This window comes from Gilliamella sp. Nev6-6, from assembly GCF_001690605.1.
In the GTDB taxonomy this organism is placed as follows: domain Bacteria; phylum Pseudomonadota; class Gammaproteobacteria; order Enterobacterales; family Orbaceae; genus Gilliamella; species Gilliamella apicola_C.
This window is the reverse complement of sequence record NZ_LZHP01000053.1, coordinates 69,307-89,174: the sequence shown is the minus strand read 5'-3', so window position 1 is coordinate 89,174 and position 19,868 is coordinate 69,307. Positions and strand designations below refer to the sequence as shown.

The 19,868-nt window shown below is 36.0% G+C and carries 21 protein-coding genes, 1 pseudogene and 1 CRISPR repeat array; of the genes and pseudogenes, 20 read left to right on the top strand and 2 right to left on the bottom strand.

The window, feature by feature from the left end; genetic code table 11:
- The first annotated feature begins 104 nt into the window (after positions 1–104).
- The 9 genes from casA (at position 105) to A9G42_RS06425 (ending at position 8,442) form a co-directional block, all read left to right on the top strand.
- Positions 105–1,631 (top strand): type I-E CRISPR-associated protein Cse1/CasA, encoded by a 1,527-nt coding sequence (gene casA / locus A9G42_RS06465; protein ID WP_065652982.1) that lies wholly within the window; start codon positions 105–107, stop codon positions 1,629–1,631.
- 21 nt (positions 1,632–1,652) lie between these two features.
- Positions 1,653–2,276, top strand: coding sequence for a type I-E CRISPR-associated protein Cse2/CasB (gene casB, locus A9G42_RS06460; protein ID WP_065652981.1), 624 nt, complete (start codon positions 1,653–1,655; stop codon positions 2,274–2,276).
- Between the two features lie 5 nt (positions 2,277–2,281).
- Positions 2,282–3,346 (top strand): type I-E CRISPR-associated protein Cas7/Cse4/CasC, encoded by a 1,065-nt coding sequence (gene cas7e, locus A9G42_RS06455; RefSeq protein WP_065652980.1) that lies wholly within the window; start codon positions 2,282–2,284, stop codon positions 3,344–3,346.
- Between the two features lie 13 nt (positions 3,347–3,359).
- On the top strand, positions 3,360–4,103 hold the full coding sequence (gene cas5e, locus A9G42_RS06450; protein WP_065652979.1) for a type I-E CRISPR-associated protein Cas5/CasD: 744 nt from the start codon (positions 3,360–3,362) through the stop codon (positions 4,101–4,103).
- On the top strand, positions 4,104–4,775 hold the full coding sequence (gene cas6e / locus A9G42_RS06445) for a type I-E CRISPR-associated protein Cas6/Cse3/CasE (RefSeq protein WP_065588379.1): 672 nt from the start codon (positions 4,104–4,106) through the stop codon (positions 4,773–4,775).
- An 11-nt stretch (positions 4,776–4,786) separates the two neighbouring features.
- Positions 4,787–5,704, top strand: a complete 918-nt coding sequence (cas1e, locus tag A9G42_RS06440; protein ID WP_065653020.1) for a type I-E CRISPR-associated endonuclease Cas1e — start codon at positions 4,787–4,789, stop codon at positions 5,702–5,704.
- A gap of 2 nt (positions 5,705–5,706) precedes the next feature.
- On the top strand, positions 5,707–6,000 hold the full coding sequence (cas2e, locus tag A9G42_RS06435; protein ID WP_065582533.1) for a type I-E CRISPR-associated endoribonuclease Cas2e: 294 nt from the start codon (positions 5,707–5,709) through the stop codon (positions 5,998–6,000).
- Between the two features lie 84 nt (positions 6,001–6,084).
- A CRISPR array of direct repeats spans positions 6,085–7,766; the repeat unit is 29 nt; unit sequence GTGTTCCCTGTATGTACAGGGATATACCG.
- A 69-nt stretch (positions 7,767–7,835) separates the two neighbouring features.
- Positions 7,836–8,156 (top strand): type II toxin-antitoxin system RelE/ParE family toxin, encoded by a 321-nt coding sequence (locus tag A9G42_RS06430; protein WP_065652978.1) that lies wholly within the window; start codon positions 7,836–7,838, stop codon positions 8,154–8,156.
- The gene (locus tag A9G42_RS06425; RefSeq protein WP_081297932.1) at positions 8,149–8,442 is read left to right on the top strand and encodes a helix-turn-helix domain-containing protein; all 294 of its coding nucleotides are present in this window, start codon (positions 8,149–8,151) and stop codon (positions 8,440–8,442) included. The genes A9G42_RS06430 and A9G42_RS06425 overlap by 8 nt, the downstream gene beginning before the upstream one ends.
- 2 nt (positions 8,443–8,444) lie before the next feature.
- Here A9G42_RS06425 and A9G42_RS06420 read toward each other — a convergent pair.
- Positions 8,445–8,846: pseudogene (locus A9G42_RS06420) on the bottom strand (tail fiber assembly protein); the annotation flags it as partial.
- 424 nt (positions 8,847–9,270) lie between these two features.
- Between A9G42_RS06420 and tmk the strand changes: the two are divergent.
- From tmk to yciH, 7 genes are all read left to right on the top strand, one after another.
- On the top strand, positions 9,271–9,909 hold the full coding sequence (gene tmk, locus A9G42_RS06415; RefSeq protein ID WP_065588665.1) for a dTMP kinase: 639 nt from the start codon (positions 9,271–9,273) through the stop codon (positions 9,907–9,909).
- Positions 9,909–10,904 carry a DNA polymerase III subunit delta' gene (gene holB, locus A9G42_RS06410; protein WP_082211978.1) on the top strand — a complete coding sequence of 332 codons (996 nt, stop codon included), beginning with the start codon at positions 9,909–9,911 and terminating at the stop codon, positions 10,902–10,904. Before tmk ends, holB begins: the two co-directional genes overlap by 1 nt.
- Before the next feature lie 62 nt (positions 10,905–10,966).
- Positions 10,967–12,367, top strand: coding sequence for an MBOAT family O-acyltransferase (locus A9G42_RS06405; protein WP_065652977.1), 1,401 nt, complete (start codon positions 10,967–10,969; stop codon positions 12,365–12,367).
- Between the two features lie 12 nt (positions 12,368–12,379).
- Positions 12,380–13,597, top strand: a complete 1,218-nt coding sequence (locus tag A9G42_RS06400; protein ID WP_065652976.1) for an SGNH/GDSL hydrolase family protein — start codon at positions 12,380–12,382, stop codon at positions 13,595–13,597.
- Positions 13,590–14,753, top strand: a complete 1,164-nt coding sequence (locus tag A9G42_RS06395) for a GDSL-type esterase/lipase family protein (protein WP_065566882.1) — start codon at positions 13,590–13,592, stop codon at positions 14,751–14,753. Before A9G42_RS06400 ends, A9G42_RS06395 begins: the two co-directional genes overlap by 8 nt.
- Positions 14,754–14,782: 29 nt before the next feature.
- Positions 14,783–15,487, top strand: a complete 705-nt coding sequence (gene pyrF / locus A9G42_RS06390) for an orotidine-5'-phosphate decarboxylase (RefSeq protein WP_065579681.1) — start codon at positions 14,783–14,785, stop codon at positions 15,485–15,487.
- A gap of 7 nt (positions 15,488–15,494) precedes the next feature.
- A complete protein-coding gene (gene yciH, locus A9G42_RS06385; RefSeq protein WP_065579680.1) occupies positions 15,495–15,815 on the top strand; it encodes a stress response translation initiation inhibitor YciH in 321 nt (106 codons plus the stop codon).
- A gap of 61 nt (positions 15,816–15,876) precedes the next feature.
- On the opposite strand, the gene tmaR is transcribed toward yciH, so the two are convergent.
- The gene (tmaR, locus tag A9G42_RS06380; protein ID WP_065566879.1) at positions 15,877–16,197 is read right to left on the bottom strand and encodes a PTS system regulator TmaR; all 321 of its coding nucleotides are present in this window, start codon (positions 16,195–16,197) and stop codon (positions 15,877–15,879) included.
- Positions 16,198–16,515: 318 nt separating this feature from the next.
- Here tmaR and accD point away from each other — a divergent pair, with 318 nt between their 5' ends.
- The 4 genes from accD (at position 16,516) to A9G42_RS06360 (ending at position 19,853) form a co-directional block, all read left to right on the top strand.
- Entirely contained in the window at positions 16,516–17,406 is an 891-nt protein-coding gene (gene accD / locus A9G42_RS06375) for an acetyl-CoA carboxylase, carboxyltransferase subunit beta (RefSeq protein WP_065566878.1), read from the top strand.
- Between the two features lie 6 nt (positions 17,407–17,412).
- The gene (folC, locus tag A9G42_RS06370; RefSeq protein ID WP_065588951.1) at positions 17,413–18,684 is read left to right on the top strand and encodes a bifunctional tetrahydrofolate synthase/dihydrofolate synthase; all 1,272 of its coding nucleotides are present in this window, start codon (positions 17,413–17,415) and stop codon (positions 18,682–18,684) included.
- Positions 18,685–18,696: 12 nt separating this feature from the next.
- The gene (locus tag A9G42_RS06365; protein ID WP_065588949.1) at positions 18,697–19,278 is read left to right on the top strand and encodes an SPOR domain-containing protein; all 582 of its coding nucleotides are present in this window, start codon (positions 18,697–18,699) and stop codon (positions 19,276–19,278) included.
- Positions 19,279–19,367: 89 nt separating this feature from the next.
- Positions 19,368–19,853 carry a CvpA family protein gene (locus A9G42_RS06360; RefSeq protein ID WP_065566906.1) on the top strand — a complete coding sequence of 162 codons (486 nt, stop codon included), beginning with the start codon at positions 19,368–19,370 and terminating at the stop codon, positions 19,851–19,853.
- The last annotated feature ends 15 nt before the right edge of the window (positions 19,854–19,868 follow it).

Genomic DNA, 19,868 nt, shown 5'->3' with positions numbered 1-19,868 from the left:
TATTATTACTTAACTGTAGAAAACAACTTCATTAAATTTTGGATTTAAAACAAAAAAGATAAGCGGTATAATGTATTGCTTATTATCAATAAAAGGAGTGAGTTTTGTTCTGTTTATCTCTTTTAGACGAAGAATGGCTCCCCGTGAGACATTTTAATGGTCAAATAAGTAAAATTAAGCCTAGCCAAATTGCTGACGAAACCATCTCCGATTTGGCCTATTTTAGACCTGACTTCCAAGGTGCTGCATACCAATTTCTTATCGGTTTGCTACAAACCACTTTTTCTCCTGAAGATAATGATGAATGGTTAGAATATTGGCATGAAGGTATTACTCAATCACAATTAGATGAAGCATTCAAACCAGCTAAACAGGCCATGCAATTTGGTGAACATAAACCGGCATTTATGCAAGATTTTACGCCATTAGATGGTAATAAAGTACCAATATCGGGCTTATTGGTTGAAGCACCGGGTGAAAACGCATTAAAGAAAAATACTGACCATTTTATCAAACGTGATTTTGTCAAAGCGATCTGCCCACATTGTGCCGTTATGGCACTGTTTACTTTACAAACTAATGCGCCATCGGGAGGACAAGGGCATCGCGTTAGTTTGCGAGGCGGTGGGCCGATTACCACTTTAATGATGCCTGCACTCGATACATCAACGCCATTATGGAAAAAGTTATGGCTAAATGTGATGCCTCTTGATGATGACGAAAAACCTCAACATTATGATGAAACCGTCTTCCCGTGGTTAAACAAAACAGTAACTAGCGAACCACCCAAAAATTTAAGTGTATTCCCTGAGCAAGCTAATTGCTGTCAAGCATATTGGGGGATGCCTCGCCGCATTGAGCTTGATTTTGAAAATACCACGCAAGGCAATTGTGACCTTTGTGGTGAAAAATCGTCCGAACTTATTAGTCAGTATCAAACAAAAAATTACGGTGTTCAATATAAAAATTGGCGACATCCGTTATCGCCTTATCGGACCGACAGTAAAACGGGGGAACCGATTGCGATTAAAGGCCAACCGGGAGGATTAATTTATCGTGATTGGTTAGGTATGGTCAGTACCAATGACGAAACTCAGTCAGCCAGATTAGTTGCAGTTCATTATTCGCGTGGATTGAGAGCTTCAGAAAAATATCATCTTTGGTGTTTTGGCTATGATTTTGACAATATGAAGGCTCGTTGTTGGTATGAACATACTTTCCCTGTTTATGCAATATTTGATGATTTGGATAGCGATATTAAAGAACTAATAACACTTGCGCTAGATTTCAGCAAAGATACCTTGCCAATACTCCGTAAAGCGATGAGTAGTATTAACAAGCAATCAAGCACCGTTGATATCGCTTATTGGAAGGAGACTGAAACGCCTTTTTATCAATATATTAAACAATTGATTGAAGAGAAAGACAACCCAAATGGTCGCTTTCCTTTGTTATTCGATTGGACCAATACCTTATTGAAATATATCACACAAATTTATGATAAAGCTGCTTTTGCTGACCCAGATCAACTAATGATTAGCTCTGAAAAAATCACCGCAAGAGAAAACTTAATTAAAGATTTTAATAAATTGAGAAATATCAAAAAGATTAAAAATAACAAATCGTCTTGATTGCATGTGGGGGAGAACAACATGTCAGGCACTATCCAAAAAAAGCTGATGATCTTAAATGATAACCATAAAAAGATCATCGATGAGTGGTTTTCTATGTTGCAGCTAAGGCAACATAAATTTAATGGTATTAACTACAATGGACGTAAATTGCGAGCTGAATTACGTCGGAATGCACTATCTGAATTTATAATCTTGCAAGAAGGCTATACGATTTTAGCTAAAGCGCTTATTCATAACGATAGTAAATTGGCGCAAACGGATGTTCAGTATCAAGCATTACAGATATTTGTCAATGCCGCTGTTTTTGCTCAAGCTAATAATGACAAAGCCCCATTTGCCGCACAATTAAGTGAAAAAGTAAAAGGCAGTGAACGTAACTACTTATCTTCTCTACGGTTTCAACAACTTTTAGCAAGCCAAAACCCTGAAGAATTTTGTCGTCGCTTAATTCGTGCGGTAAAAATACGTGGCGAAAAAGGTGTTAACCTTATTTCACTTGCCGATGGCATCTTTTTATGGATGCAAGAGTGGTATGAGCGAGAGTATAAGCATAATTCATCAGCCAAAACTAATCCGTTTGAACGCCTTTCTGTTCGTTGGGCAATGGACTATTCTTCAACAAAAAATAATTCTAAGGAATAATCATCATGACTACATTTATTCAATTACACTTATTAACTGCTTATGCGCCTTCAAATTTAAACCGTGATGATTTAGGGCGACCAAAAACAGCCAAAATGGGCAACACCGATCGTTTACGTATTTCATCACAAAGTTTAAAGCGAGCTTGGCGAACCTCGGACTTTTTTTATCAATCACTAAGCGATCATATTGGTGTTCGTTCACGTCGTTTTGCGCGAGATTGGGTATATACGCCAATGATTGAGAGTGGTATTTCTGAAAAAATAGCCAAAGACAGTACCATCAAAATAGCAAGCCAGTTTGGTAAAGTAAAAAATGAAAAATCACCTAAAGATCCATTAACTAATTTAGAGATTGAACAATTGGTGCATATTAGCAGTAATGAGCAACAAGCAATCAAGCAATTAGTGGAATTATTGATTAGTGAAAAACGTGAACCTAGCGATGATGAAGTGAAATTACTGCGTAAAGAGAATAGTAGTGTTGATGTGGCATTATTTGGACGAATGTTAGCAGATAGCCCAGCATTTAATATTGAAGCCGCGTGCCAAGTTTCTCATGCATTAGGTGTAAGTACGGTTACGATAGAAGATGATTTCTTTACTGCTGTTGATGATTTAAATAATAACGATGTTGATGCTGGTTCTGCTCATCTGGGTGAGCGAGGATTTGCTTCAGCACTATTTTACACCTATGTTTGTATCAGCCGTGATTTACTACTAGAGAATTTAAATGGTGATGAAGCATTAGTAGAAAAAACCTTAAAAGCTTTAACCGAATCGGCAACAAAAGTGGCTCCAACTGGTATGCAAAACAGTTTTGCCTCAAGAGCATATACCTCTTATCTATTAATAGAGAAAGGCTCCCAACAACCACGCTCTTTAGCTGTGGCCTATTTTAACCCAATTCGTGGCCAAGATATGGTGAATGATGCGATTACTCGTTTAGAAGAGCAACGTGATAAATTTGATAAAGTTTATGGGCAATGTGCCGATAGCGGCTATATTCTCAACAGTGAAACAGGAGAAGGAACACTGAGTGCTGCATTAGATTTTGTTGCGCAAAAATAGGAGAGCGGACAAGATGATAAACCATCTTATTTTTCAGATTTATGCCCCTTTTACCTCATGGGGCGAACCGGCTGTTGGTGAAGTTCGCCACAGCAATATCATCCCTTCACGTTCGGCTTTATTAGGAATAGTGGCTGCCGCACTTGGTATAAGGCGTGATGATAAACAAATTGATAACTTTAATTTGTATTATCATTTTGCTATTCGTCCTTTTATTGCTAGTAATAGTTGGTTTAGAGATTTTCAAACGGTACAAGCACCTAAAGCGAACAAAAAGCAAGTATGGCATACCCGTTTTGACGAAATACGAAAAAGCCCTCTTGAGCTAGAAACCTTATTATCACAGCGTGAATATTATAATGACGTTTATTATCAAATTGTCATGTCTGAAACCGACAAGGCGCCCTATCGTTTAGAGCAAATACAACAAGCATTACTTAAGCCCGTTTTTCCATTATATGCAGGCAGAAAAAACTCACCATTATCACTGCCATTATCGCCTATCTTGTGCCAAGGCACATTGAGCGATGCTTTTATTTTTGCCGATAAACATTACCAAGATTGCCATCGTCAAGATCCTGTTATCAATAAATTATTACAAGGCACTGCGGATGAATATTATTGGGAACAGAACAATCAAGAAGATCGATTTGATGTCATTAAAATTCAGTGCCGACAAGATCAACCAATAAATCGTCATCGATGGCAATTTATTAACCGTCAGCAATTTTCAGGCCATTTGAAAGGGAGTGAATAGATGTATTTTTCTCGAGTTACTTTAAAACTGAATCGGCTTCATGATGTTTTACATCAGAAAATGCAAAATTCGGGGCCTTATGCAATTCATCAATGGTTATGGCAACTCTTCCCTAATCAAGATAAACGCGCCTTTTTATTCCATGAGGAACAAATAGGTAAAGGTTATCAATACTATTTATTATCGGAAACCGAGCCACTTTCAAATCATGATCTATTTTCAATAGAAACTAAACCATATCAACCCAAATTAACTGTTGGAATGAGATTGATTTTTTCCTTACGAGCTAATCCTGTGGTATTTAAAAATGGTAAACGTAGTGATGTAATGATGAATGCTAAATATCTAGCAAAACAACAAGGTTTAAGCTCAAAAGAGATAAAAATCCGACAACATGATGCAGCAATCAACTGGTTAATAAAACAGAGTGAAACCAGAGGATTTTCATTATTAACAACGGATGATCAACAAGTAAATTGCACGGTAACCAGTTATAACCAACAGCAATTTAGTAAAAGAAATGATCTTAAACCGATTACTTATAGCACCGTTGATTATCAAGGGGTGTTAACGGTGACGGATACAGAATTGTTTTTGAACACAATTTATCGAGGTATTGGTAAAAGTAAAGGATTTGGTTGTGGCTTATTTTTGATAAAACATTATCAATAGGATGGGGTGCTATGGTTTATGTTCCTCTTAATCCTATTCCTTTAAAAAATAGAACCTCAATGATTTTTTTACAATATGGACAAATTGATGTTTTAGATGGGGCATTTGTATTAATCGATCAAACAGGTATTAGAACACATATTCCAGTAGGCTCTATAGCATGCATAATGCTTGAGCCTGGAACTCGCGTTTCACATGCCGCAGTCAAGTTAGCAGCAACGGTCGGAACCTTGCTAGTTTGGGTTGGTGAAGCTGGCGTAAGAATGTATTCATCAGGTCAACCCGGTGGAGCAAGATCTGACAAACTGCTTTATCAAGCTAAATTGGCTTTAGATGATAATTTACGTTTAAAAGTGGTTAAAAAGATGTTTGAATTGCGATTTGGTGAACTTGCACCTAGTCGTCGTTCGATTGAACAATTACGAGGAATTGAAGGCGCACGAGTGCGAGAAACCTATTCTTTATTGGCTAAACGTTATAACGTAAAATGGCATGGGCGAAAGTATGATCCCAAAGATTGGCAAAAAGGCGATACCATTAATCAATGTATAAGTGCAGCCACCTCTTGCTTATATGGCATTACGGAAGCCGCTGTCTTGGCAGCAGGCTATGCTCCAGCAATTGGCTTTGTGCATAGTGGCAAGCCACTATCATTTGTTTATGATATTGCTGATATTATTAAATTTGATACTGTCGTTCCCAAAGCTTTCGAAATCGCCGCAAAGAACAAGAGCGATCCTGATCGCGAAGTTAGAATTGCGTGTCGCGAAATTTTTAGAAGCCAGAAAACATTAGCAACATTAATCCCTCTTATTGAAGAAGTTTTGTCAGCCGGTGGCATTGAACCGCCACCGCATCCAGACAATGTTCAACCCCCCGCTATTCCCGAACCTCAATCTCTTGCCGATAGCGGTTTTAGGCGTCGCTAATAATGAGTATGTGTGTTGTTGTAACTGAAAATGTTCCAGCTCGATTACGAGGCCGTTTAGCCATTTGGTTACTTGAAATTAGGGCTGGGGTTTATATTGGTGATATATCAAGACCGATAAGAGAAATGATATGGCAACAAATTATTAAATTTGCAGAAGACGGTAATGTTGTCCTTGCTTGGGCAACTAATACTGAATCAGGATTTGATTTTCAAACCTATGGTACAAATAGAAGAGTTCCGGTAGATCTTGATGGGCTACGCTTAGTATCATTTTTACCTATTAAAAATCAATAAGTTAATTTTCTTTAAAAATTAGAAAAATTTGGTAGGATTTAATAGCAGATATAAGTTTAAATAAAACAAATATCTATATTTAGAGTGTTCCCTGTATGTACAGGGATATACCGTCTGTTTGGCGAGTACTGGCAACCATTTATCGAGTGTTCCCTGTATGTACAGGGATATACCGCCACTAATGTGGCTTTGATATTTAATGGAAAAGTGTTCCCTGTATGTACAGGGATATACCGTCTTACACCGAAATTAGACCCCAGCATTTTAAGTGTTCCCTGTATGTACAGGGATATACCGTAAATCAATATATAGCAAATAAGGAGAAAAAAGTGTTCCCTGTATGTACAGGGATATACCGGACATCAATTGTTAACCGCCCCATGTCTGAATGTGTTCCCTGTATGTACAGGGATATACCGTAATCACCTTTACTGTTGGCTTGGATGGGTATGTGTTCCCTGTATGTACAGGGATATACCGCTCAATAACTAAAGGCAATTCATTGCACTTATGTGTTCCCTGTATGTACAGGGATATACCGCAATTTCGTCTTGGAACCTAGTAATACGAGAAGTGTTCCCTGTATGTACAGGGATATACCGAATTGGTGGCAAATTTGATTTTGAAGAAAAATGTGTTCCCTGTATGTACAGGGATATACCGGTATTATTTTGACTGTTGAGCAATGCCAGTTGGTGTTCCCTGTATGTACAGGGATATACCGTCGAATGGACGGCTGGGACTCAATCACAAGCAGTGTTCCCTGTATGTACAGGGATATACCCACAAAACACCCAAAATTCAGGGGCTTGGTTAAGTGTTCCCTGTATGTACAGGGATATACCGTTTTTTCTGATGTTTTTTGAGGGTAATGCCACGTGTTCCCTGTATGTACAGGGATATACCGGAATATCGGCTACACAACTAGAATCGTATCGCCGTGTTCCCTGTATGTACAGGGATATACCGTCTTGCGCTAATCGCTGGTGTTGTATCAAACTGTGTTCCCTGTATGTACAGGGATATACCGCAATCCAAGCCTCTGGATAAAAAAATACTGATGTGTTCCCTGTATGTACAGGGATATACCGTAGGTACAAAAAAGGGCGTATACTTGCTCGCCGTGTTCCCTGTATGTACAGGGATATACCGAGGCGGACGAGATAAAAGCGCGCGTTAAAGAGGTGTTCCCTGTATGTACAGGGATATACCGTGCTGACTGCTTGTTTTGCCGCCGACAGCTTGAGTGTTCCCTGTATGTACAGGGATATACCGATCAATCAATTTGTTAAAATATTTGCTCGAAAGTGTTCCCTGTATGTACAGGGATATACCCGAATATCGGCTACACAACTAGAATCGTATCGCCGTGTTCCCTGTATGTACAGGGATATACCGCCCTGATAGTTTGAGGAATCCCAAAATAGCTTGTGTTCCCTGTATGTACAGGGATATACCGTATTTATAAAAATACCAATAAGAAATGTAGATGTGTTCCCTGTAGGTACAGGGATAAACCGAACGCTATCAAACAGCACGAGAGCGACTTAATGTGTTCCCTGTAGGTACAGGGATAAACCGATTTCGATGTTATCCCCGTTCATGATGGCGAAAGTGTTCCCTGTAGGTACAGGGATAAACCGATTTCGATGTTATCCCCGTTCATGATGGCGAAAGTGTTCCCTGTAGGTACAGGGATAAACCGAGCACAAAAAAATGACGACGAGAACGAAATAAGTGTTCCCTGTAGGTACAGGGATAAACCAATAGAAATTTCATTGATATTTTTATCAAATTTGATATAATTATTAAAAATAACAAAACAGATTGATTAAATGTTTACGATAAAAACGCATGATGATGCTAAATCTGAAATTCTAGATTTACCCGCAGAATTAATAGGTCGAACAATTAAATTGATTGAAAAACTAGAACAATTTGGACAAATGCAAATGCCACATAGTAAATCGTTGGGGGGTGGGTTGTTTGAATTGAGAGCGTTAGAGCGTAATAATATAGCTAGAACTATTTATGTTTATCAAAAAGAGCAAACGATTTTTATTTTACATGCGTTTGTTAAAAAAACACAAAAAACACCAGTTGGCGCAATGCAAATAGCGAGAATCCGACTGAAGGAGATGATTGAAAATGAATAAAAAACACAGCACAACATTTAATGAAATCAAAGATATAGCGCTAGCAGATCCTGTAGCGCGTGCGGCATATGATGATGCAGAGGACGAGTGGAAATTACGTGAATTATTGTTGACAGCGAGAGAAACAGCAAAACTATCTCAAACTGAGCTAGCAAAACGTTTAGATATTGCACCGTCTAACATAAACAGAATTGAACGGGCTCCGTTGAACACAAACATAAAAACGATTTTAAAATATTTAAACGCGTGTAATGCAAAAATAGATATGAATTTATCTACATTATAAATTTAAAGTAGTGCATCAGCACTACTTTTTGGCAAATCTGGGAAAATAACGTTAATATCTGTTGTATCAATGCGTACAACATCAATCGTAAACAATTCTAAATTTTCTAATAACTGTTTTTCAGGCTCTGTAGCTTTATTATATTTAACAGCTCGTTGTAACAATATTATGTGAGCGTTAGCGTCATTAATTAATTGCTGTTTTTTTGATTTATTTATTGCTGTAACCTCTGTTGCTGTTAATACTCGTTTTACAGCCACGGGATATCCAGAAACATCAGGTTGTATAACTAAACCGGCATATTGTTGTTGTAGTAATTCAGAATGATATTCTTGAGTGATTTCTATAGAATCTATCGGCGGTTCACTAATATTAGAATCATAAAAACCGTTGGTGTTTGCGTTATAAAATGTGTGTTCCCTGTAGGTACAGGGATAAACCGCTGAGAAATTAACTCAGAAAGCCTCTGAAGCTGTGTTCCTTGTACCCACAGAGGTAAAGCTGTATTTGTTATATGTTTCATTTATTTTATAGAAATTTAATCAAAATAAAAACTTTAATAAAATCAATGGGTTTTCTGAATGATTTTTATTGCTACATTAAATATCTATTGGTTGGTTGTTATTGTATTAATTATAAGTTTAATATTCTCTTTATTATAAATAGTTTACAATTAACGGAAAGTTTAACAATATAGTTGTTATTATAATATTTACTGTAAAACTAAAAGAAATTATTAATAATGCTGTCTAAAATAATTAGCAAAAATGGCGTACAATATAATGGCATATAAATGCAGATTTATTATAAATAATTTAGGAACTTAGTATGACAGGCAAATTTATTGCCATTGAAGGGCTTGAAGGCGCAGGTAAAACGACGGCGATTAATATCGTTGCTCGCATTTTGAATCAACATCATATTGATGATGTACAATTCACTCGTGAGCCAGGGGGCACGCCGATTGCTGAAGCTTTACGTAATATTATTAAAAATGGTTTAGATAATGAGCCTTTGACTGATAAAGCTGAATTACTTATGCTATATGCCGCACGTATTCAGTTGATTGACAATGTGATTAAACCAGCACTGCATGCGGGTAAATGGGTTATTGGCGATCGTCATGATTTATCCACACAAGCTTATCAAGGTGGAGGGCGTCAGTTAGATAAAGTTTTTATGATGACACTAAAGGAACAAGTATTAGGTGATTTTAAACCTGATTTGACTTTGTATTTGGATATTGATCCTGAAAGTGGTTTGCGGCGAGCAAGATCTCGAGGCGATCTCGATCGTATTGAACAACAGTCGCTACCTTTTTTTAAGCGAGTTCATCAACGCTATTTAGAACTAGCCAAACAAGATGAAACGATTAGGATGGTCGATGCTACAAAATCAATTGACAATGTAGCTGAGCAAATTGAACAAATTTTAATAGATTGGTTAACAAAACAGGTTAATATTTAATGATGTTAAGTGATTATCCTTGGCTTTTGCTACCTTATCAGCAATTGGCTTCTGGTATTATGCATAAGCGTGCTCATCATGCGCTATTAATTAATTATGTCCAAGGTAGCGGTGAAAATGAATTTATTGAAAATCTTGTCAACCGTTTGTTATGCCAAAATTCACAGCAATTGGAGCCGTGCTTTAAATGCCACAGTTGCCAATTGTTTTTGTCTCATCATCACCCTGATTATTATGCGATAACTAATGAACAAGGTAAGCAATCAATAGGTATTGATCAAATACGTAATATATCTAGCAAGATTTACGAAAAATCCCAGCAAGGCGGTAATAAAGTTATTTGGATAAAACATGCCGCTTTAATGACTGAAGCAGCGGCTAATGCACTACTAAAAACGTTAGAAGAACCGCCAGACAGTACATATTTTATTTTAAGTGATGAGCATAATAGCCAATTATTACCTACGATTCATAGCCGTTGTTTTTCTTATTTTTTATCAACTCCAAAGTTGGAACAATCTATTGAGTGGTTAAAAAACAAACATGATCAACAATACAGTGATAATGAGCTTGCTTCGGCGTTATTATTGAGCGAAAATGCGCCACTAAGAGCTATCGCACTATTAGCACCAGAAAAGTGGCAACAAAGAAACGTGTTTTGTAGCCAATTATTAGAGGTTATTCCTCAAAATAATTATTGGCAATTAGCAAAGACCTTTGATAATGAAGATTTTATTGAACGAATTATTTGGTTTTGCGCTTTATTAAGCGATGCGCTTAAAGCAAAGCAAAAAGCGGGGCGCTTTATTGTTAATCGTGATCAAGTCCCGTTAGTTCGATTACTTGCGACTCAAAATAATGAAAAGCTTTCTGCTCTTTATCATTTATGGTTACAAGCAAGAAATCAGTTATTGACTATTACAGGATTGAATAAGGAGCTGATTATTTATAATGTACTTGCTCAATCCGAATTAATTAGCGAGGCAAAAAGCTAAGCTGTTTATAAAAATTTTATTAATGCTTCAAAAAAGCACACATTTAAGCTAAAAGGATCGTAGTGAGTTATTTATCTATTGAATTTTGTTTACTTTTTATCGCTTTTTTTGCCTTGTATTGGGGTTGTCGCTTATCACCCAAAACACAAAATACTCTGCTTTTAGTTGTAAGTTACCTGATTGTTGGTAGTTACAGCTGGCGATTTTCACTCATCCTTTTTATTTATACCTGTGTGATCTATTTTTTTTCTGTGATGATCGCTGCATCAGAACGCAATGCCAAGCGATGGTTAATTTTAGGGTTATGCGTATCTATAATTAATCTAGCATTATTTAAATATTTTGATTTTTTCCGTTACGAGTTACAAGATCTGTTTAATTTATTAGATTTACCGATTTTGCTTCCCGCTATTACGGTATTAATCCCTATTGGGATCTCATTTTACACCTTTCATTCAATAAGTTATTTAGTTTCAGTAAAAAATCAGGAGTTACCTGTTGCTAATTTTTGGGATTTTGCCTTATTTCTGTCCTTTTTCCCAAGTATTATTGCAGGCCCTATTAACCGAGCAAAAGACTTTCTACCTCAAATTAATGTTAATCAACCGCGTGAAATTTTAGAGCCATTTCGCGCATTTACGCTACTTATTTTAGCTGTGATAAAGGTTTACTGTTTAGGTGGTTTAGTTAATGAGCATTGGGTTACACCTATATTTGCTAACCCACTAGAATTTAGTGTGGTTGATTTATTAGTTGGCCTTTATGCGTATGCAATACAGATTTATTTAAACTTTTCTGGATATACTGATTTAGTTACTGGCATTGCTCTATTATTAGGTTTTCGCTTGCCAATCAACTTTAATCTTCCTTATTTGTCATTGAATTTGAGAGAGTTTTGGGTACGTTGGCATATTAGTTTATCACGTTGGATTCGTGACTATATTTATATTCCTTTAGGCGGAAGTCGTCGAGGATTTATACGCACTCAAATTAATGTCATGTTAGCCATGTTATTATCGGGATTGTGGCATGGTGCTGGCGTTAATTTTATTATTTGGGGGGCATGTCATGGTATTGGTATTGTGGTACTTAACATTGGCGACCGTTATTTGGGGCAAGGTTGGATAGCTGCGCGTTCGCCACTGATGGCACGGTTATTAACATGGCACTATATTTGTTTTACATGGCTGTTTTTTAATAGTGAAAGTTTATCTGATGCTGTAGATTATTTGACAGCATTAACGCATAACTTCTTGATAGAACCGCATCATGCTGGGGCGTTTTTGGTTATTTGTGTCATCTACCTTGCCTACCCAATGTGTAAAAATTTGACTGAGTGGTTTATTTTACAGTTGACTAAAATGCCGTATTACTATTTACCTTTAGTTTTTATTTTGATTTTATGGCTGACGATTTATATTGCACCATCAGGAATGCCAAACTTTATTTACGCTAATTTTTAATGATGCTTAATTATGAAAATATATAAAAAATCGTTTTCAAAAAATAATAAAAAATCCAAACCGAATTTGAAACGGCAACGTAATAAATCACAGCATAAAAATACGCTTAAAAAAGATTGTAAAAAAAATAAGAAAACAAATTCATCTCTTGTTGTTACTAGCAATCTTTTGTCTACTCACTATGTATTTTTGATAATGTTTGTTACCGCTATTGCGTTAATAGCCATTTACTACAAATCAATATTGATTTATTGCGAGCAAGTGTATCATACCGATTTGTTGAATAATAATACGCTTGCAAACCAAGAAAGTTTGATACAAGAGCTTGAAACAAGCAAGGATGACGAACAGGATTTTCAAAAATATATATCAATAAAAATACTTCCTCCGTTTTCTCAGTTGCTTGATGTTGCGGTGAAAGATGCTAAAAATAAGACAATTGATGCTTTAAAGAATGCAAAACTTGAAAGTGGACAAAGAGTCAATACTGACAACGTGTCCGAAACAGACCTAGCACAGCAAGATGAAAATCAAAAAGCACAAAAAGACACGGTACCAGTTGAGCCACAACCCATTATATTAACAAGCAATGATAAGGTGTTTTTTGCTGGTGATTCTTTAATGCAAGGTGTTGCACCATATGTTAAAAAAATGCTATTCAAGCAGTATAAAATAGAAAGCCTTGATTTGAGCAAACAGAGCACTGGGCTTGCTTATCCGAGTGCTTTTGATTGGCCAAAAACAATTAGTGATAATCTAATTGCAGATCCTTCAATTAAATTGCTTATTGTTTTTCTTGGCGCAAATGATCCTTGGGATTTTCCAGTTAAAGGCTATGTCAAATATGCTAAATTCCAATCCGACTTGTGGGAAGAACACTACCGTTTGCGTATTGAATCTATTTTAAATAGTGCCATAGAGCATGATGTTCAAATACTTTGGCTGGCAGCGCCTTGTATGCGCAAACCAAAATTAAATAATGCGATGGTTTATCTAAATAATTTATATCAGTCCGAATTAGAAAAAGTCCAACAACATTTCTTAATGACAAATGATTTATTGGGATGTACGTATCAAAAATTTAGTAATTTCGTAGAAAGCAATAAAGCAAAAGTTAAGGTAAGGGTTGATGATGGTGTTCACTTTACGCCAACAGGCCAAAAAATTCTAGCAAAGGCCATTATGGAAAAAATAATTTATAAAGAATTAGAGGACACCCATAGTGATTAAATTTTTAAAATATATTATAGCCCTCATTGCAATAACGATTACTGGTTGTAGTGTAGCTGAAAGTAAAACATCTACTGTTGTTGATTTTGGGGATCCTAACGCTAAACAATTTGCAGCGCGTTTGAACTCGTTAGCGGATCATAAAAAAACTAACCGAGTAATCAATATTACTCAATTTGGCGATTCACATGTGGCAGCCGACTTTTTTACTGGTGAATTTAGAACATTAATGCAAAAAAAGTATGGCAACGCAGGTATTGGTTGGATAACGCCTATAGCGATAAAAGGGCAAAGCCATGCAGCGGTTACATGGCGAGCTAGAGATTGGGATATGCTAAGTAGCCGAACTTTAAGTAATCTTGATTTTCCCATGGGTGGTTTTATTGCTAAACCCATTAAAGATTCTGCTACTGTCCAAATTACAGCAAGAGGATCTTGCAATAAAAATTGGCAAGTTAAATTGACCTTTAAAACACTAAAAAACAACTCAAACCTACTATCGCTTTATGATGCTAATAACAATAAGATTAACTTCAGCTATACACCAACCCCAAAGGTTTGGCAAACTGCATCGGTTTTATCTAAAATGCCTTTAGTTATCAAAGGCCAAAAAGAGATGGAACTGGGCGGTATTTGGTTAACTTGTAATCAACAATCTGGTGTTGTTGTTTCACCCATTGCGACTAATGGCGCTAAACAAACCATTTGGCAAAAGTGGGGAAAAAACTGGTTTAAAGAACTTGCTGTATCGCAAAGTGATTTAGTGATCCTAGCATATGGTACCAATGAAAGTTTTGATGAAACATTAGACAGTAATCAATATCGAAAAAATTTAGTGAATAATATCAGAATGATTCGCGAAACATTGCCTAATGCTGCTATTTTAATAATGACACCCCCAGACACTATGGCAAATGAAAAAAATATGCCTAAATCTTTTGCAAAGATAATGACTATTCAAAAGCAAGTTGCTAAATCTGAAAAAACGTTATTTTGGGATTGGCAAGTGGCAATGGGTGGTCAGTTTTCTATTAAGCAGTGGCGAAAACGTGGACTTGCGCGTGCAGATTTAGTTCACCAAACATTAAAAGGATATAAAGAAAGTGCTCGTATCTTTTATGCTGATTTGAATGAATTTGTTAGAAAAAATAGCTAAAAATTTTGATTAAAAGGAACAAATAAGTTATGCCATCACCTATTATTATTGCTGTTGATTTTGCAGATGTAAAATCAGCGTGGAATTTTATTGATCGTGTTGAACCAAAAGATTGTCGTCTTAAAATAGGTAAAGAGCTTTTTACACACGCAGGTCCCGAATTTATTAAGCAAATTATGCAAAAAGGTTTTGACGTTTTTTTAGATCTTAAATTTCATGATATCCCAAATACGGTTGCTAAAGCCGTAACTGCTGCGGCTGATTTAGGTATATGGATGACCAATGTACATGCGAGTGGTGGGGCGCGCATGATGACAGCAGCTAAAGATGCTCTTTATTCATATGGTAAAGATGCGCCAATATTAATCGCTGTGACAGTATTAACCAGCATGGAATCGACCGATTTACAAGAAATAGGTATTAATGCATCGCCTTTAGAGCAAGCAACTAAATTAGCTATGCTAGCTAAAAATTGTGGACTTGATGGGGTAGTTTGTTCAGCAAAAGAAGTACAAAGTTTTAGAACGCGTTTAGGTAGTGACTTTAAATTAGTGACACCAGGTATTAGGCCAGCGGGTAGTAACCCTGATGACCAACGCCGTATTATGACACCTCAACGTGCTCAAGCTGCTGGCTCTGATTACTTAGTCATTGGACGGCCAATTACTCAAGCAGAAGATCCAGCTAAAGCGTTAAAAACAATTTTGGCCACACTTGATACAAGTAAGAGTTAATTAAATTATGTCTGATAACCCGATTATTTATTCAACCGATCAAGGTCGAATTAAACCGACAAAGCCAGCTATTTCACGTCCAAAGGGAGATGGCATTATTCGAATTCAGCGACAAACTTCAGGCCGTAAAGGTAAAGGTGTTTGTGTAATTACCGGATTTGAGATAGACGATGCACAATTATTACAGTTAGCTGCTGAATTAAAAAAGCGCTGTGGTTGTGGTGGTTCAGTTAAAGATAGTGCTATTGAAATTCAAGGTGATAAACGAGATTTACTAAAATCATTGTTAGAAGAAAAAGGATTCAAAGTAAAATTAGCTGGAGGCTGATTTCATGCTATAAAAATAGCGTCCATAACTAAAAAGGACGCTACTTATAAAAACATAGATATTAATTTGATCGATAAGTACGCATTTTTTTACTTATTTCACGGCGTTCTTTAGATATTTCGGCATTTTTAATAATATAATCATCAACACGATCATCATAATCGCTTTTCATATTCGCAATAATTGCTTGAAGCTCTTCGTAAGTCATATCAGGTTTAATATATTCACTTAAGTTTTCAAGTAAGAGTACACGTTTTTGGTTATCACGAATTTTCTTTTCATTGTCTGATATTTCACGCTTTAATTTATTTAAACGACGTGATAGACGAATGTATTCTAATACATCTTGAAATGACGATGCGCTTGCTTTTTCCTTGTCCATCTATAACCCCTTATCTGAAAAATGGAAAATAAACTTCTACTAATTATATACTAATATTTTTTTTTGGTCATATTTATTATATTTATTAAGCAATAAATGATATTTTTTACATTAACTAAAACTGCCTACTTGCACATCAATTGCATTTAATTTGACTTTAATGACAGATTTAGCTTCACATTTTTCTTTAAAGGTTATGTCTTCTAGCAAAATTTATTTACAAAATAAGATAAAAATAAAAACAACTATTAAGAATTAGTACAAAGTATTGTACAATACTCCGAAATTTGTAAAGAGTGCCAGAATGAGAGAATCATAATGAGCTGGATTGAAAAAATTCTTAGTAAAAATAATATATCGTCAGATCATAAAAAGGCGAATATTCCTGGTGGTGTTTGGACAAAATGCAGTAACTGTGAGCAAGTTATTTATCAGGCTGAACTGGATCTTAATTTAGAAGTCTGTCCAAAATGCGATCACCACATGCATATTCCCGCCCGTGTGCGCTTATACCGCTTTTTAGACGATGGTTCAGATGTCGAAATTGGCACAGATCTTATGCCTAAAGATATCTTAAAATTCAAAGATACTAAAAAATATAAGGATCGCTTAACTGCTGCACAAAAAGAAACTCACGAAAAAGAAGCGATGGTGGTAATGAAGGGGACATTGTTTGGTACACCTGTCGTTGTCGCTTGTTTTGAGTTTTCTTTCATTGGTGGATCGATGTCCTCTGTTGTTGGTGCATTATTTACTCGTGCAGCGGAACAAGCTATTGCCGATAAATGTCCGTTAATTTGTTTTTCAACAAGCGGTGGAGCACGAATGCAAGAGGCATTATTTTCATTAATGCAAATGGCAAAAACCAGTGCTATTCTTGCCAAAATGCAAGATGAAGGCTTACCTTATATTTCAGTCATGACCGACCCCACAATGGGAGGGGTATCGGCAAGTTTGGCAATGTTAGGCGATATTAATATAGCTGAACCTAAAGCGTTAATCGGCTTTGCAGGGCCACGAGTGATCCAACAAACTGTACGTGAAGTATTGCCTGAAGGATTTCAACGCAGTGAGTTTTTACTTGAAAAAGGCGCCATTGATATGATTATTCATCGTAAAGATATGCGACCTAAGATTGCCAGTTTAATAACAAAACTGATGAAACAGCCGGATCCTTTTAATGATGTTACTCTAAACGAGACAGTTTAATTGAGTATGCAAAACAAACAACCCAACGCCATGTCCGATTTAAGTACATGGCTTTGTTATTTAGAGCAATTACATCCTACAACTATTGATTTGGGTTTAGAACGAGTCAAAACGGTAGCTAAACGCCTAAATTTATTACAACCTGCACCTTATGTTTTTACTGTTGCAGGCACTAATGGCAAAGGCACAACATGCCGAACTCTTGAAATGATATTGCTTGAGGCTAACTTACAAGTTGGCATTTATAGTTCACCTCATTTATTACGGTTTACAGAACGTGTACGTATTAATAATCAAGAGTCAAGTGAACAAAACACCATAAAAGCCTTTGTAGAAATAGAAAAAGCCAGAGGCGATATATCGCTTACTTATTTTGAATATGCAACATTGGCTGCGCTTTATCAATTTAAACAAGCAAAATTAGATGTTGTTATATTAGAAGTTGGGCTTGGTGGGAGGCTTGATGCAACTAATATTGTTGATGCTGATGTAGCCGTAGTTACCACAATTGGCATTGATCATGTTGATTATTTAGGGGAAACCCGTGAAAGCATAGGACGAGAAAAAGCAGGTATTTTCAAGCCTAAAAGTATTGCTATTGTAGGCGAGCCAGAAATACCTGAATCCATCTTAAATGCAGCTAAATTAGCCAGTTGTCCTATCCATGCGGTCAATGGCGATTGGCACTATCAACAAGTTAGCGAAGATGCTTGGACATTTAAATCACCAATAAAGCAATATGACAATCTACCTATTGCCGATGTTCCTTTAGCTAATGCCGCAACCGCAATTGCTGCCTTAAGTTACTCATCACTTAAAATAACCAAAGAACAAATAACTAAAGGTTTGGCAAAATCTAAATTGATTGGGCGTTTTCAAATTATTCAAAAAAAGCCTCTTGTGATCCTTGATGTCGCACATAACCCACATGCCGCAGGCTATTTAACACAACAATTGGAAAAACTAAAAATGGAATATCCAAGTATTAGTGAAGTTAGATTTGTTGTTGGTATGCTTAAAGATAAAGATATTAAAAGTACGTTGTCCATTTTAAAAGGGGATAAATGGTATTGCGCTTCACTTTATGGTGAGCGAGGTTGTAGCGCAGCAGTATTAAAACAGCACTTATTAAGTAAAGGTGAGCTTAATATATCAACATTTGATACAGTTTCTACTGCTTATCAAACAGCAATTCAAGATGCTAAAGAGGATGATATTATTGTGGTATGTGGCTCATTTCATACGGTATCAGAGGTTTTAGCTGAAACAGAGCATTAAGTGAAATTGAACATGGTGAACAATCAAAAAATTAGCCCCAAAAACCAAAATAAAGTAAGGAATCGCCTTGTAGGTTTTGCTACATTATTGCTTATTATCGCAGCAATTATCCCTTCCATTATAACGGATAAATCCAACTTACGAACTTCGACAACACCTATTTTGCAACCAGAAGTGATTACTCAGCAAAACCGTGAAGTAGAATCCCCAGATGATTTTGATGACAATTTAACCAGTGATAGATCAAAAGATTCTTATATATCAGACTCAGAGCAAAATCCAAGTTCATTTGTTTCGCCAGATATTGTTGATATCGACACTTCAACAACGATAGCTAATTCTTCAACTTCGCAACAAGAACCTAAACCTTATATGATCCAGCTTACTGCTTTGAAAAATAGGCAAAAAATAGAAGAATTAGTTGCATTATTAAGGTTAAATAATTATAACGTTAGAACAATACCACAAAAGCCTGAACCTGATCAGTTAATTAAGTTACAGGTTGGCCCATATGCTAATAAAAAGCAAGCAGAACAAGTCATTATTAACTTAAATAATCTAACAAAATTAAAAGGTATGATCGTTGCTAATTAAGTTCTGTTTTATTGGTTGCTATCGTTTTTTTATGTTGTAAACAGTAATTAAAATAAAATATTATTAATATAAAATTGTGAATTATTATGTTGAATTGGATTGATTTTACGATTATCGGAGTGATTGCATTCTCGGCATTGATTAGCATTGTGCGAGGATTTATACGAGAAGCATTATCATTAATTAGTTGGATCTTAGCTTTTTTTATTTCCAGCCGATTTTATATCTATATTACCGATTATTTAACTTATTTTGATAGCGATATAATACGTATTGCTGTAGCTATTGTTCTCCTTTTTATTACTACACTATTGGTTTGTGCGATAGTGTCTTATGTTATTGGTCAATTAGTTCAAAAAACGGGATTATCTGGCACTGATCGCATATTAGGTATCTGTTTTGGTGTGCTACGAGGAGTTTTAGTTGTTGCTGCAATACTCTTTTTAGTTGATACTTTTACACCGTTATCGCAATCACCTTACTGGGTGCAATCGCAGCTAATTCCACATTTTCATTTTATTATTCGTTGGTTTTTTGATTTTATACAGCAGTCTTCTTCTTTTTTAGTACAATAAATCGAGGTAACTATA

What these genes read in the sequence shown, in the direction of transcription:
- casB (WP_065652981.1), top strand. Translation starts at nt 1,653, where the DNA reads ATGTCAGGCACTATCCAAAAAAAGCTGATGATCTTAAATGATAACCAT.
- cas7e (WP_065652980.1), top strand. Translation starts at nt 2,282, where the DNA reads ATGACTACATTTATTCAATTACACTTATTAACTGCTTATGCGCCTTCA.
- cas5e (WP_065652979.1), top strand. Translation starts at nt 3,360, where the DNA reads ATGATAAACCATCTTATTTTTCAGATTTATGCCCCTTTTACCTCATGG.
- cas6e (WP_065588379.1), top strand. Translation starts at nt 4,104, where the DNA reads ATGTATTTTTCTCGAGTTACTTTAAAACTGAATCGGCTTCATGATGTT.
- cas1e (WP_065653020.1), top strand. Translation starts at nt 4,787, where the DNA reads ATGGTTTATGTTCCTCTTAATCCTATTCCTTTAAAAAATAGAACCTCA.
- cas2e (WP_065582533.1), top strand. Translation starts at nt 5,707, where the DNA reads ATGAGTATGTGTGTTGTTGTAACTGAAAATGTTCCAGCTCGATTACGA.
- A9G42_RS06430 (WP_065652978.1), top strand. Translation starts at nt 7,836, where the DNA reads ATGTTTACGATAAAAACGCATGATGATGCTAAATCTGAAATTCTAGAT.
- A9G42_RS06425 (WP_081297932.1), top strand. Translation starts at nt 8,149, where the DNA reads ATGAATAAAAAACACAGCACAACATTTAATGAAATCAAAGATATAGCG.
- tmk (WP_065588665.1), top strand. Translation starts at nt 9,271, where the DNA reads ATGACAGGCAAATTTATTGCCATTGAAGGGCTTGAAGGCGCAGGTAAA.
- holB (WP_082211978.1), top strand. Translation starts at nt 9,909, where the DNA reads ATGATGTTAAGTGATTATCCTTGGCTTTTGCTACCTTATCAGCAATTG.
- A9G42_RS06400 (WP_065652976.1), top strand. Translation starts at nt 12,380, where the DNA reads ATGAAAATATATAAAAAATCGTTTTCAAAAAATAATAAAAAATCCAAA.
- pyrF (WP_065579681.1), top strand. Translation starts at nt 14,783, where the DNA reads ATGCCATCACCTATTATTATTGCTGTTGATTTTGCAGATGTAAAATCA.
- yciH (WP_065579680.1), top strand. Translation starts at nt 15,495, where the DNA reads ATGTCTGATAACCCGATTATTTATTCAACCGATCAAGGTCGAATTAAA.
- tmaR (WP_065566879.1), bottom strand. Translation starts at nt 16,197, where the DNA reads ATGGACAAGGAAAAAGCAAGCGCATCGTCATTTCAAGATGTATTAGAA.
- accD (WP_065566878.1), top strand. Translation starts at nt 16,516, where the DNA reads ATGAGCTGGATTGAAAAAATTCTTAGTAAAAATAATATATCGTCAGAT.
- folC (WP_065588951.1), top strand. Translation starts at nt 17,413, where the DNA reads ATGCAAAACAAACAACCCAACGCCATGTCCGATTTAAGTACATGGCTT.
- A9G42_RS06365 (WP_065588949.1), top strand. Translation starts at nt 18,697, where the DNA reads ATGGTGAACAATCAAAAAATTAGCCCCAAAAACCAAAATAAAGTAAGG.